We start from the raw sequence: 13,625 nt of genomic DNA on the forward strand, positions 1-13,625 counted from the left end.
ACTATGGTCATAAAAAGGATCATTAACACCAGTATAAACTATGGCTTTGTAGTGTACTTAAGTTCGAGAAGTTGTTTAGCTGTTAAAGGTTTACTAAAATAATATCCTTGCGCGTAGTCACAGCCTAATTCTTCTAATAAAGTAAGTTGTTCACGTATTTCGACGCCTTCAGCAACAACAACTAAACGCAAGCTGTGGGCCATAGCAATAGTTGCTTTTACTAGGTCATAGTCTTCATTGTTTCGCGTTATTCCATCGATAAAACTGCGATCTATCTTTAATGCGTCGAAGGCATACTGGCGTAAATAGCTGAGGGATGAATATCCAGTTCCAAAGTCATCCATTGATAACTTTATGCCCAGTTTATGAAGTTCAAGATGTGACTCACGAATATAAGATTTACCGATCATTAATACACCTTCGGTAATTTCTAATTCCAAATGTTGAGGACTGATATTTGTATCAATAAGAGATTTTCTTATAAAACCGATTAACTCATTATCTCTGAATTGACGCGGAGAAAAATTAACCGCCATTTTATATTTTTGTTGATCAACATTTTGCCATTCACTTAAAAATTGCAGTGCTTGCTTAATCACATATTTTCCAATGGGAATAATTAAACCAGTCTGCTCGGCAATTGGAATAAACTCTTCTGGGGTTACATTGCCCAAAATGGGATTATGCCAACGGAGTAGGGCTTCCGCACCAGTAATATGACCACTTTGGATATCTAATTGAGGCTGGTAATAAACGTCAAATTCATTACGTTCTAATGCGCCGTGCATTTGTCCTTCAATTTCAAAACGACGCGTCATGGTGAGATTCATTTCCTTAGTAAAAAATGAATATGTATTACGTCCTATGGCTTTGGCTTGATACATTGCGGTATCGGCATTACGCAACAAATCAGAGGCGCAGTTACCGTTTTCAGGATAAATAGCAATGCCAATACTTAATGTTAGGATTAGCTCTCTGCCATCAATTTGAAAAGGTCGTCTAAAAATGGTGAGTAAATTTTCAGCAATTTCTAGGGCATTGTGATTATCAGTTAGCGCTCGCAATAATACGATAAACTCATCACCACCTATGCGACCGACGGTATCCTCTTTTCGCAATGCTAGGTTTAATCTATTGGCGGCTTCAATAAGTATTTTATCCCCTGCTTCATGACCCAATGAATCATTAACTGTTTTGAAATCGTCCAGATCTAGAAAAAGTACAGCGGTTCTCTCACGATTTCTTTCAGCGTCGTTCAGCATTTGTGACAAACGGTCCAGTGATAAAAAACGATTAGGCAATGAGGTTAAGGCGTCAAAATAAGCCTGCTTGCGAATGACTTCGTTAGATTTATGTTGCTCAGTGATATCTCGAACAATGACAGCGATTTGCCTATCTGATTTTAAATAAATCATTCTCGCTTCAAAATAGATTAAGCCATGGGGTACATTTAGTTCGTACTCGAAACTGGATATACCGTCTTCTTCTATCGCTTTTGTAATATGAGTTTTTAGTTTACTAGCGACCTTAGCCGGCAACAAACTGGCCACTGGTTTGCCAATAAAATCCTTAGGTGAAACGTAGAGCTGTTTCTTGTTGCTAGCATGATAATCAGTGATGGTGCCATCTTCTTGCATCAAGAAAAATATGTCAGGGGTCCCTTCAAATATCGCTTTCAGCATATTTTCTTTAAATATTACTTGAGCTTGAGCATGTCTAGTTTCAGCCAAGCTAATATCAATACAATACATTTGTTTTTTATTGTCTTGATTAACGAACATCACATGGCTTGAAAAAACATGAACCTCATTACCACTTTTATTACATAAAGTGATTTCCCCTGCAGGGATTTTAATATCTTTATTGAGCCAATCACTATGTGCTGCAACAATGAAAGGACGCATGGGCTCAGGTATTATGAGCTCTTCTAATTTATTACCTAAAGCCTCTTGTTCACAATAGCCATAAAGTAATTCGCTACCGACATTCCAATAAATAACTCTGCGCTCTTCATCATATCCTTGTACAGAAATAACGTCTACAGCATCAAATAGTTGATGGATGGAATCTATGGTAGATTTTTGATGACTCAATATATCGCTGATATGCTTGCTTCCATACTCATTAAATTCAAAAATTATACTGTTTATACTAGAGCGTAATAATTAAACTTTCCTTATAAAAATAATTATAAAGCCAGAGTTAACGTCTTAATACTTAGCAGAAACGCTAATTTACTTCGCTATTACATAATCCGATCGTGGACCTTTGTATTAATTATCAGCATAACATCTTATGGATCCATATGAAAAATTGCATAATAAATTATAAACTTTACAGACCGACTAGTTTCATTCATTTATAGTGACGTTATTAACTCGCATTATTTCTATTTAGGTTGTTCATGACACTGCCATTCTCACTATTAGATCTCGCCCCGATTGCTGAAGGTGCCAGCCTTGCTGACGCGCTAGAGAATTCACGTCAACTAGCGGTTCAAGCCGAAAAAAGTGGTTACCATCGGATTTGGTTAGCAGAGCATCATGCTATGCATGGCGTAGCGAGTTCGGCTACATCTGTTGTCCTTGGGCATATTGCGGCGGCCACCAAGAGCATTAGAATTGGCTCAGGTGGTGTGATGTTACCTAACCATTCGCCGCTAGTCATAGCAGAACAATTTGGTACGTTGGCAACATTGTTTCCAGGTAGAGTCGATTTAGGCTTAGGTCGTGCTCCTGGCACCGATATGGCGACTGCTCGAGCACTAAGGCGCAACCTCAACTCTGATGTGGATAGTTATCCTGAAGATATTCGAGAATTACAGCATTATTTAGCCGCACCACAAAGCGGACAGCGCATAGTTGCCGTCCCGGGCGCCAATACGCATATACCACTCTGGTTATTAGGCTCGAGTTTGTACAGTGCGCAACTGGCTGCTAAATTTGGTCTGCCTTATTCTTTTGCCTCTCACTTCGCGCCGGATCAATTATTTGATGCGATCAATATCTATCGCTCAACTTTCCAAGCATCGACCCAATGTGACAAACCCTATGTGATGGCAGGTGTGATGGTAGTTGTCGCTGATACAGACGAAGAAGCTACGTATTTGTTTACCTCGGTACAACAGCAATTTATGAATATGCGCCGAGGCGTCAATCGTCCTTTTGCCAGACCTGTGGATGATCTATCGCAAATTTGTAGTGCCGCCGACCAAGCGATGTTGTCACATATATTACGTTATGCTGTGGTCGGATCTTCTGACACAGTGGCACAAAAATTAACCCAGTTTATCCAAGCCACTGAAGTAGATGAATTAATCGTGTCAATGCCCATACACAATGTTCAGGCACGTTTAAAGAGTGCTAAAATGCTAGCGCAAACAGGGATAATGAGCATATAAATAGTACCATTTACTCTCTGTCACTAAATTGCCGAGGATCATGTAAATCATGATGTCCTGTTAGGTAAACTGCAGTATCAATCAAATAATTGTTGAATAATCCAGATGCCCTTAGACTTATTTATTAAAAACTTCATCTTTCCAGTCTGTGCCAAGTTCTGTTTCGATATACTCTCTAATAAACAATCTCACTTTCTGTGACGGCGTAACATCTTCTTTCAAACACAGTTTTTCAAACATCGCCTTCTTATCAGGATCAATTAACAGTGTGAGTCTAGCGGTTCGCTTTTCCATATTTCAACCTTTTTTAAAATATATGTTAATTTGATTAACATTGAAATTGTATAAGATAAGAGGATAATGCACATGTAAGTATAATTCAATAATTTTTTGAGGGCAAAATGTCTCACCGTGTTCACCTTTTTTCATTGAGAATTGCTCACGCTTTACGTGATACCTTAAATGAAGCACCTTATGGGCTTGCAACATTCACTAAAGATTTAATGGCGGGGATTACTGTTGGGGTCATTGCTATTCCCTTAGCAATGGCGTTAGCAATAGCCATCGGTGTTGCACCTCAATATGGTCTTTATACCGCTATTATTGCAGGTTTTTTTATCCCATTGACTGGCGGCTCTCGTTACAGCGTTTCTGGGCCAACCGCTGCATTTGTAGTGATATTGTTTCCCGTGGTTCAGCAATACGGAATTGCAGGTCTATTGGTTGCCAGTATTCTGGCCGGCATCATACTGATCATGATGGCACTGCTGCGTCTGGGCCGTTACATTGAGTATATTCCCGAACCAGTCACCTTGGGTTTTACCGGTGGTATCGCTGTGGTCATTGCAACACTTCAGGTTAAAGACTTCTTTGGTCTGACTATCACCGCGATGCCAGAAAATTTTACCGGTAAGGTCGTGGTATTGACTCAAGCTTTACCTGATTTCTCTCCATGGCCGCTTATCGTTGGCTCGGCCACATTGGCAGTGATGCTGTTATGGCCACGTTTAAAAACTCCAATTCCAGCTCACCTCCCAGCTGTAATAGTCGGAAGTTTAATCGCCTTCACTTTAAATAGACAGGGCTTAGATGTTGCAACTATAGGGTCGACTTTCAGCTTTACATTATCCGATGGTACTCTTGGTTCTGGTATTCCATCAGTATTGCCTAACTTTCAATGGCCATGGCTGCGAACCCAACCTAATGAAGCCGTTTTGGTCTTCAGTTGGCAATTGGCGCAAGATTTATTATCGGCAGCATTTGCTATTGCGATGCTTGGTGCCATTGAATCATTGTTGTGTGCAGTAGTACTCGATGGCATGTCGGGCAAAAAACATAGCGCTAACAGTGAACTTTTGGGTCAGGGTATCGGAAATATAATTACGCCTTTTTTTGGTGGTATTACAGCAACAGCTGCCATTGCCCGATCCGCCGTCAATTTTAAGACAGGCGCAAAAACTCCCATTGCCGCCATGGTGCATGCCGTTGTGGTGTTTATTTCTTTAATTTCATTGTCTTCTGTGCTGGCTTACCTGCCGATGTCGAGCATGGCGGCCTTACTCATTATGGTTGCCTGGAATATGAGTGAAGCGCCAAAAGCACTGCACTTGTTAGCAAAGGCACCTCGTAGTGAAATATTTGTGTTCACAGCGTGTTTCTCACTCACGGTGCTTTTTGATATGGTCATAGCGATAACCACGGGCATAGTCTTAGCTTCTTTGTTGTTTATGAAACAAATCGCTGAAATGACCAAAGTACAAGACATAACCGAACACAATAAACTGGTTAATCTAAAAGTGCCTGATGGTTGGAGGGTATTTAAGATCACCGGGCCGCTGTTTTTTGCTGCCGCTGATCGCGTCTTTGGTGAGTTGGCTCAGTTGTGTACTAAAGAGCAAGGAGTAGTGTTGTATTTAGATGGCGTATCGATCCTTGACTCTGGCGGTGTGGCGGCACTGCACAAATTCATTGATAAATGTAGTAAGTCTGGTACTCGCATATATTTGGCAGATTTCCAGTTTCAACCATTAAAAACCTTAGCAAAATCAGGATTTCGTCCAGATGGTGTTGTTTGTGAAACATATTCAACTTTGTCTGCAGCTTTGAATGCCCTGCCAGCTTCTAGCGTTAAATAAAATTAGACAAACCACGTTTGTTTATAGTTTGAAGTAAAAAAGTTTCTGCATGGCTCAATCACGAATCGCAAACTGACGGTGGTTGCAAAAAATACTATCAAGTGATGTTAAACATTGCGCTGTTAAAAAGCACCTGGATAGATTCATTCATCGCGTAGTTTGTTACTCAACACTTGAATTGCTGCGGACATTTCAGCAATTTCGTCCTCTCGATTAGCCACCACAGGGGCATCGAAATCACCTTGAGCGCTCCCCTCTAAATGCGTTTTAAACTGTAATTTAAGCGCAGCAATTTGCGCAACTGCATTGTTCTCGACGGCAATGAGCTGTTGATATTTTTCTATTTGGGACGAGAGCATGATGTTGGAAATAATTGCAATAACCCCAATCATGAAAAGAGCAGCAGTGATGAGGGCTAGAATTTTGGCCTTTAGTTTCTTAAATGGCGATGTATTGGCATTTGTCATAAGCAATTATATTCAAAGACCCAGTTAGCGAAACTCAATTTTAGCGATGCTCATTAGCATACTCTTTGTTTATTACAGATTTATTTTTTATTGCAGCACCACTTAAATAGAACCTATGTGAAAACTATGTTACAAATAGTACTGGATTAACTCCGAGCTTTCAGACCTAACTCCTAATGACAAGGTTTGCTGGCCGCGATACAGATGTTTACATCGATAGTTATCGCCAGGGTTGCAAGAGAAATCGCGCTGCCTCCCCTAAGTAGCGGGTAATTGTGTTCGCTACTTCATTTTGGAAAGGTGTTAGTGATATGTTAGAAGATAAATTTGGGCGCCGCTTCCATTATTTGCGGCTGTCTATAACAGATGTATGCAACTTTAGTTGTGAGTATTGCCTACCAAATGGTTATCAATGCGATACCCCGCGAGACTTTCTGAGACTCGACGAAATTCGTAAAATCGCCAAGGCATTTGCCAACCTCGGTACCAGCAAAATTCGCATCACTGGCGGTGAACCGTCTTTGCGTAAAGATTTACCGGAAATAATTCAGGCCTGTGCGAGTACACCAGGTATTGAGCATGTTGCTATGACTTGCAATGGTTACAAGTTACCAGAGCAAATTAGTAGTTGGGTCGATGCTGGGTTAACCTCATTAAACGTAAGTATTGATAGTCTCGATCCACGGATGTTTGCAGCTATTACCGGGCATGATAAGTTAGAAACTATTATGCAGGGTATTGAAAAAGCGCTTGAGTTAGGCATAAAAGTTAAAGTCAACGCCGTGTTGATGCGGCATTTTAACCAAAACGAACTCGACAGTTTTTTGGATTGGATAAAAGAAAAGCCAGTCACATTACGTTTTATTGAACTGATGCAGACAGGCGATAACAAGCTCTTTTTTGACCAAAATCATACCTCAGGTTTACCTATAAAAGAGCGTTTACTCGATAACGGCTGGCAGCAAATTGAGCAGAATAAAACCGCCGGTCCAGCGCAAGAGTTTACCCACAGTGACTATAAAGGAAATATTGGGCTTATTATGCCCTACAGTAAAGATTTTTGTGCTACCTGTAATCGATTACGTATTTCAGCTTTGGGCAAATTACACTTGTGTCTGTTCAGTGAACAAGGACTGGATGTTAGGCAATTCTTACTGGATAACTCCGAGCAGCGCTTGCAAGATGAACTGGTGAGTTTACTGGCGGATAAAAAATCCACCCACTTTTTGCATGATGGCTATACCGGTGCTACTAAACACTTGGCTATGCTTGGCGGATAAATAACCTTTCCCCGGTTCTCCACCGGGGTTTCACATTGTCTATTGCGTTGTATTTAGGGTCATTCCACTGACGGCTTAACCAGTCCATTAGTTTGCATAATTGTTTTAATCTCATCAATACTGGCTGGATCATCTATAGTTGAAGGCACAATAAACTCCTCATTTTCAGCTATTTGACGCAACAACTTACGCAGTATTTTACCGGACCTGGTTTTTGGTAAACGCTCAACAACAAGAATTTGCTTCAAACAGGCAACGGCACCTATTTCTTTGCGGACCATGGCGACTAACTCGGCTTGCAGGTCTGCTTCACTTATATTTGCGCCGTCTTTTAATAAGGTCAACCCGACGGGTATTTGGCCTTTAAGACTATCGTAAACACCTATCACAGTGCATTCCGCTACTGCATCATGGGCTGCTAAAATCTCTTCCATTTCACCCGTTGATAAACGATGCCCAGCAACATTGATGACATCATCGGTGCGGCCCATTACAAACAAATATCCATCCTCGTCTATGTAACCGCCATCGCCAGAACAATAATATCCTGGGTATTCAGTTAAGTAACCAGAAACAAAGCGATCAAAGTCGCCCCAAATAGTGGCTAGGCAACTTGGAGGCAAAGGTAACTTAATCGCAATCGCACCTTGGGTATTAGGAGGCAAAGACTGACCACTTGCATTGAGTATTTGTATATTAAAACCAGGCACTGGTTTGGTTGCTGAGCCAGGTTTGGTAGGTAGCCTTTCAATACCTATCATATTTGACGCAATAGCCCAGCCGGTTTCGGTTTGCCACCAATGGTCGATGACGGGTTTTCCGGTTATTTGTTTTGTCCATTCGTAGGTTGGGGGGTCAAGACGCTCACCCGCCATAAATACGCTTTCTAAACAGGATAGGTCATACTTGGCCAATAATTTAGCGTCGGGATCTTCTTTGCGGATAGCTCTAAATGCCGTTGGTGCAGCAAAAATAGCTTTTACTTTATACTCTTCAATAACACGCCAAAATGCGCCTGCGTCAGGTGTTCTTACCGGCTTTCCTTCATAAACTATGGTTGTGCAGCCGTGTAACAGTGGCGCGTACACAATATACGAATGACCTACCACCCAGCCAACATCTGAGGCAGCCCAAAATACATCACCCGGTTGCATGTTGTAGACTGCTGACATTGAGTATTTTAAAGCAACGGCGTGCCCCCCATTATCACGTACAACGCCTTTGGGCTTGCCAGTGGTACCCGAGGTATAAAGTATGTAAAGTGGATCTGTGCCACTTACGCTGACACATTCAGCTTTGTTCGCTGTTTTTACGGCTTCAGCCCAATCAATATCGCGACCTTCGTGCATGCTAGCAATGCACTGTTGACGTTGCAGTAAGACCACTTTTGAGGGTTTGTGAGTCGCAATCTCTATGGCTCTATCAATCATTGGTTTGTATTCAATGATGCGATTAATTTCAATTCCGCATGACGCTGTTATTAACATCTTTGGCTGTGCATCATCAATACGCACAGCAAGTTCATTGGCAGAAAAGCCGCCAAATACCACCGAATGCACAGCACCTATGCGAGCGGCCGCTAGCATTGCAATGACCGCCTCGCTAATCATTGGCATATAGACCACAACTCTATCACCTTTACTAACGCCGTTGGCTTGCAGTAAACCGGCGAAGCGGGCCACTTTTTCAAGTAATTCAGCGTAAGTCAGTTGCATTTTTGTATCGGTAACAGGTGAATCGTAAATGAGCGCTATTTGCTCGCCACGTCCTTGTGCTACATGGTGGTCCAAAGCCATATAACAGGTATTCATTTCACCATCAGCAAACCATCTTTTGATGCCGTTCTCGTCATCAGATAATATTTTTTCAGGTGCTTTAAACCAAGGTAATTGCTTTGCTTTATCAGCCCAAAATGTATCTGGAGAGTCAATTGATGCTTGATATTCCGTTATGTAAGACATTCTATTTACCTTATTAAAAATTATGTATGACGACGCTATTGCAAACTGGGGCTGGCGTCCTAAAGTTTGTTCTACCATAATGCAAAGCATCAAGCGGTGATATGCTACTTCAGTTGGATTGGACGATATTTGTTTGCATGTTAGCATTAACGAATTAATCTCTGTGGGCAAGACGCTTGTGCTTTCAACGCTAAAACCTTTTTATCCTCTTATCTTTTTATTCGTTTGGAGTGCCGGCTATGCCATGGCAAAACTGGCATTGGTATATACACAGCCATTAAATTTACTCGCATTTCGATTTTTCGGGGCTTTTTTAGCACTCACTCCTTTGGTCATCTTATGGCGCTTACCTATTCCCAACTTTCGACAATCTTATGCCCTTATGGGGACAGGATTGTTTTTACATCTAGGTCATTTTGGTAGCATTTATGTGGGCATGAAGCTAGGTGCTAGTGCCAGTATTATGGCCTTGTTTGCTGCTTCGCAACCGGTCTTAGTGATCATTGCAAGTGCCTTACTTGCCCGAAAAGTACCGGCCTGGAATATATGGGCAAGTCTGTCCTTAGGGCTCCTAGGTGCAATGCTTATTATTGGTGTAAATATGCAAGGAAACGAAGGGTATTTACTCGGTGCAATTCTTGGGTTTACCGCAGTTGTTGGATTATCAATTGGTCAAGTAATTGAAAAACAGCGTAAATTAGGTGTACACCCCATGGTAGCAACATGGGTGCAATATGCGTTTGCATCTGCTATATCTATTCCATTTGCCTTGGCATTTGAAGGGCTTATTTTTGAAAATGCATTACCGTTTTGGGGAGCCATCGCCTTTTTGGTATTTGGTAATTCGATTGTAGGTATTCTGTTAATGTTCAGCATGGTAAGGCAAGGCTCAATTGCCAAAGTAGCTTCGATTATGTTCATGGTGCCCGCAGTAGGCGCACTTATTGCGTGGTTAGTGGCTGATGAAGTACCAACATTAATTGCTATTCCTGGCTTTATACTCGCCATGCTTGGGGCACTTTGGACTAATAGGATTACGAATAAAGCGCTGATAAAAAATGATATTTAGCTGAACTGCTTGGGCTAAGGAACAAAATGTGCGTAAAACCGTCAAAAAGTTACGGGGACTGCACTTTTTTAAAGACATTATCTTAGTGTATAGTAGTGTTTGAAATCAAAAAAAGCCCTGACTTAACAATAGGAAAATCAATGAATTTTGGATGTGACGTTCCTGGCTTGATGCCCATCGAACAAGCCAAGCGCATAATTGAAGATACGGTTTCACCGATTACAGATATCACATTATGTGACCTTGGTGATGCAATAGACCGCGTTATTGCAAAAGACATAATTTCACCAATTAACGTGCCGGCCTATGATAATTCAGCAATGGATGGTTATGCGCTCAGATATGATGATTTTTTAGTATCTAACATCCTCACTGTAGTAGGTAAAAGCTTTGCCGGAAACAAATTTAACGGCTGCATAAAAAAGGGTGAATGTGTACGCATTATGACCGGTGCTGAAATACCTCAAGGTGCCGACACCGTTGTTATGCAGGAAAATACCGTGGCGAATGACGATCAAATTACCTTCAATTCAGCCAGCAAAGGAGATGCCATCAGACCTGCTGGTGATGATATAAAGCAAGGTGCAGTTGTCTTGTGTGTTGGCGATCGAATCAATGCAATCGATATCGGTTTATTAGCCTCATTAGGGTTTGGTCGTATTCCTGTTTACCGAAAACTCACGGTCGCAGTTTTTTCTACGGGTGATGAATTAGTGGCAGCAGGTGAACCGTCTCGCAACGATCGTATATTCGATAGCAACCGCCCAATGCTCCTAGCGATGCTCTCAAAGATGGGTGTCGATACAATCGACATGGGTATTATTGAAGATGACAAAACAAAAATAAAAACCGCGTTTGAATATGCTAATGAACATGCCGATTGTGTAATAACGAGCGGCGGTGTGTCGGTTGGCGAAGCTGACTATACACGTGAAATTTTAGAAGAATATGGTAATGTTGATTTCTGGAAATTAGCGATTAAACCCGGAAAGCCTCTGGCCTTTGGACGCTTGTCTGCGAGTCTATTTTTTGGTTTACCTGGTAACCCCGTATCATCTGCTGTCACCTTTGACCAAATTGCCGCTCCAGCACTGGCTATTTTAGCTGGATGTAAACCGCAAGCCCCAGTTATGCTGCCAGCAACTGCGACCAGTATATTTAAAAAACGCCCAGGACGCACAGATTATCAGCGAGCGCATTATTTCATTAATGATATTGGGCAAGTCAGTGTTGAAGCTTTCGGTTCGCAAAGTTCCGGCGTTTTATCTTGCTTTAGAAAAAGTAATTGTTATGCCGTATTGAAAAATGAGCGAGGCCGAGTTTCCATAGGTGAAACGGTTAACATACTACCTTTTAGTTCGATAATAAGTTAACGTTTTGAACTGCCTTCACTCTGGTAATTATTGCAGCGCCATACCTCTAGTGGTAAAACTATTGCCATTAAAACATCAAAACCAAATAGACAAGTGTGAATGAAAGATAAAGTGATTACCACGGAGCAAGCTCTCCGCTACAGCCGTCAAATATTATTGGCAGGTTTTGATCTCGACAAACAAGAATTGCTCATCAATAGCCGTATTCTGATGATTGGAGTGGGCGGTTTAGGATGCGCGGCGGCTCAATATTTGGTTGCAGCGGGAATTGGTCAACTAACACTGGTTGATGACGATATTGTTGAAACAACTAACTTACAACGCCAAGTTTTGCATTTTGAAAATAGTATAGGAGAGAAAAAAGTTAAATCTGCTCAGCGAACCTTGAACAGTATTAATCACTTTGTTGATATTAAAACCATCGACACAAGGCTCAGCTCGGACGAGCTTGACGCGCTGGTGCTACAACATGACCTAATTCTAGATTGCAGTGATAATCTTGAGACTAGAAATTTACTCAATGACGTTTGTTATCGCAGTGGTAAACCACTTGTTTCTGGCGCTGCAATAAGAATGGAAGGCCAAATATTCTGTGTTATTCCGGCCCTGAAAACCGCCTGTTATGCTTGTGTAAGCCACTTTTTTGGAGAACAAAACTTGAGTTGTGTCGAGTCGGGTGTAATGTCCCCAGTTGTTGGCATTATCGGTGCGTCTCAAGCTAATGAAGCGATTAAAATTTTGACTCAGTTCGGTCAACAATCGGCTAATAAGCTGCAAGTTTTTGATGCTATGAGCTCCACTTGGGAGAGCTTTAAAGTAAACCCGCTACCTCAATGCAAAACGTGTTCTGCAACATAACCAGGAATGCTGTTGCGGTAATGCGCTTATTCAGTGACACCTATAATGCCATTCACAGCGTAAATTCTACCTGCATCGTGTTGTAGCGCTTCAAACATAACATTGTCGACTGACTGCAACAGTTCTTCAGGGGAACCACCGCCAGCAGGCGCGGCGATGGCATAACCAATAGTACAACTGAGATGAACCGATGTATTTGTTAGTTCACTGTGGTCAAAGGTGGTCTTTATTTGATTGGCTTTGAGTGTCGCGCCATCGTGCCCACAATCACAAAGCAATACTGCGAATTTGTGGTTACTTAAGATGGCGACCAAATCACCCGGACGATTCCCGGCAGCCGCAAAACTATTGGCGACGGTTGCGATGGTAGAAAAATATTTGTCACTGCCATCTATCTCCCGAACAGTATCCAGATTGTCTATACGTATCATTAATAGGGTTAAGTGCTGCCAATACCTTGCACAACGGGCCCATTCAACTGCTAGCACCTCTTGAAATTTTGCCGCATTGGGTAAATGAGTCAGCGGATCGATAAAAATCAGTGATTCTAGTTTTTTGGTTTTACGGTACAGCACCATATGTCTGCGAAGACGGCCAATAAGCTCTGCCATCATGGGCGGTTTTGCTATAAAGTCAGCACCACCAAGTTCAAAGGCTTCAGATCTTATTGCTGGCTCAGTTAGTGACGAAACAAAAATTATGGGAACATCTTGGATGAATTGAGTTTCTTTAATACGGCTGCAAAGCTGCAAACCATCTTCTCCCGGCATCATGATATCGAGGATAATCGCGTCAGGAAGTGGTGCGCTGTTCAACAGTTCCCACGCTGTGTGTGCATTTGGCGAAAATGACACATCGAACTCTTGACCAAGGCCATTAATATAAAGCGTTAGTTCTATCTCGTTGTCGTCAATGACTAGTACTCGATACTTAGTTTGCTCAGGGATGTTTTCTATATACATTGCACTACTTATATCAGTACGCAAATCAAGTTCCTTTTTACTAGGTTAAGTAATGCCGACCAAAAACTACCTGTAGACCACTAGCAAATTATTACAGCTACCTCTTTTTTGTCAACATAG

At 41.7% G+C, this 13,625-nt stretch carries 11 protein-coding genes and 1 riboswitch; of the genes, 6 read left to right on the forward strand and 5 right to left on the reverse strand.

The window, feature by feature from the left end; all coding sequences use genetic code 11:
• Positions 1–38: 38 nt before the first annotated feature.
• Positions 39–2,096, reverse strand: a complete 2,058-nt coding sequence (locus G399_RS0107645) for a sensor domain-containing protein (RefSeq protein ID WP_026843559.1) — start codon at positions 2,094–2,096, stop codon at positions 39–41.
• 308 nt (positions 2,097–2,404) lie between these two features.
• Between G399_RS0107645 and G399_RS0107650 the strand changes: the two genes are divergently transcribed.
• Entirely contained in the window at positions 2,405–3,400 is a 996-nt protein-coding gene (locus tag G399_RS0107650) for an LLM class flavin-dependent oxidoreductase (protein ID WP_006008837.1), read from the forward strand.
• Positions 3,401–3,517: 117 nt separating this feature from the next.
• On the opposite strand, the gene G399_RS0107655 is transcribed toward G399_RS0107650, so the two are convergent.
• On the reverse strand, positions 3,518–3,694 hold the full coding sequence (locus tag G399_RS0107655) for a hypothetical protein (RefSeq protein ID WP_006008839.1): 177 nt from the start codon (positions 3,692–3,694) through the stop codon (positions 3,518–3,520).
• A 107-nt stretch (positions 3,695–3,801) separates the two neighbouring features.
• Here G399_RS0107655 and dauA point away from each other — a divergent pair, with 107 nt between their 5' ends.
• Positions 3,802–5,535 (forward strand): C4-dicarboxylic acid transporter DauA, encoded by a 1,734-nt coding sequence (gene dauA, locus G399_RS0107660; protein WP_006008841.1) that lies wholly within the window; start codon positions 3,802–3,804, stop codon positions 5,533–5,535.
• A gap of 143 nt (positions 5,536–5,678) precedes the next feature.
• Here dauA and G399_RS20375 read toward each other — a convergent pair whose 3' ends face one another.
• Positions 5,679–6,002 carry a hypothetical protein gene (locus G399_RS20375; RefSeq protein ID WP_026843561.1) on the reverse strand — a complete coding sequence of 108 codons (324 nt, stop codon included), beginning with the start codon at positions 6,000–6,002 and terminating at the stop codon, positions 5,679–5,681.
• A 138-nt stretch (positions 6,003–6,140) separates the two neighbouring features.
• Positions 6,141–6,321: riboswitch (molybdenum cofactor riboswitch) on the forward strand.
• Here G399_RS20375 and moaA point away from each other — a divergent pair.
• Positions 6,314–7,282 (forward strand): GTP 3',8-cyclase MoaA, encoded by a 969-nt coding sequence (gene moaA / locus G399_RS0107670; protein WP_006008846.1) that lies wholly within the window; start codon positions 6,314–6,316, stop codon positions 7,280–7,282. Its footprint overlaps the riboswitch before it by 8 nt.
• A 59-nt stretch (positions 7,283–7,341) precedes the next feature.
• Here the strand turns inward: moaA and G399_RS0107675 are convergent, their stop codons facing one another.
• Positions 7,342–9,390 carry a propionyl-CoA synthetase gene (locus tag G399_RS0107675; protein WP_342340006.1) on the reverse strand — a complete coding sequence of 683 codons (2,049 nt, stop codon included), beginning with the start codon at positions 9,388–9,390 and terminating at the stop codon, positions 7,342–7,344.
• 31 nt (positions 9,391–9,421) lie between these two features.
• Between G399_RS0107675 and G399_RS0107680 the strand changes: the two genes are divergently transcribed.
• From G399_RS0107680 to moeB, 3 genes are all read left to right on the forward strand, one after another.
• Entirely contained in the window at positions 9,422–10,312 is an 891-nt protein-coding gene (locus G399_RS0107680) for a DMT family transporter (protein ID WP_226988910.1), read from the forward strand.
• A gap of 140 nt (positions 10,313–10,452) precedes the next feature.
• A complete protein-coding gene (moeA, locus tag G399_RS0107685; RefSeq protein WP_006008855.1) occupies positions 10,453–11,685 on the forward strand; it encodes a molybdopterin molybdotransferase MoeA in 1,233 nt (410 codons plus the stop codon).
• Between the two features lie 99 nt (positions 11,686–11,784).
• Entirely contained in the window at positions 11,785–12,543 is a 759-nt protein-coding gene (gene moeB, locus G399_RS0107690) for a molybdopterin-synthase adenylyltransferase MoeB (protein ID WP_006008856.1), read from the forward strand.
• Positions 12,544–12,569: 26 nt separating this feature from the next.
• Here moeB and G399_RS0107695 read toward each other — a convergent pair whose 3' ends face one another.
• Positions 12,570–13,529: a GGDEF domain-containing response regulator gene (locus G399_RS0107695; RefSeq protein WP_006008858.1), complete on the reverse strand. Its 960-nt coding sequence runs from the start codon at positions 13,527–13,529 to the stop codon at positions 12,570–12,572.
• Positions 13,530–13,625: the final 96 nt, after the last annotated feature.

The organism is Brumicola pallidula DSM 14239 = ACAM 615, from assembly GCF_000428905.1.
Taxonomy (GTDB): Bacteria; Pseudomonadota; Gammaproteobacteria; order Enterobacterales; family Alteromonadaceae; genus Glaciecola; species Glaciecola pallidula.

Bases quoted from the DNA above. Each gene is read 5' to 3' on its own strand.
- G399_RS0107650 (WP_006008837.1), top strand. From the start codon at position 2,405: ATGACACTGCCATTCTCACTATTAGATCTCGCCCCGATTGCTGAAGGT.
- G399_RS0107655 (WP_006008839.1), bottom strand. From the start codon at position 3,694: ATGGAAAAGCGAACCGCTAGACTCACACTGTTAATTGATCCTGATAAG.
- dauA (WP_006008841.1), top strand. From the start codon at position 3,802: ATGTCTCACCGTGTTCACCTTTTTTCATTGAGAATTGCTCACGCTTTA.
- G399_RS20375 (WP_026843561.1), bottom strand. From the start codon at position 6,002: ATGACAAATGCCAATACATCGCCATTTAAGAAACTAAAGGCCAAAATT.
- moaA (WP_006008846.1), top strand. From the start codon at position 6,314: ATGTTAGAAGATAAATTTGGGCGCCGCTTCCATTATTTGCGGCTGTCT.
- G399_RS0107675 (WP_342340006.1), bottom strand. From the start codon at position 9,390: ATGCTAACATGCAAACAAATATCGTCCAATCCAACTGAAGTAGCATAT.
- moeA (WP_006008855.1), top strand. From the start codon at position 10,453: ATGAATTTTGGATGTGACGTTCCTGGCTTGATGCCCATCGAACAAGCC.
- moeB (WP_006008856.1), top strand. From the start codon at position 11,785: ATGAAAGATAAAGTGATTACCACGGAGCAAGCTCTCCGCTACAGCCGT.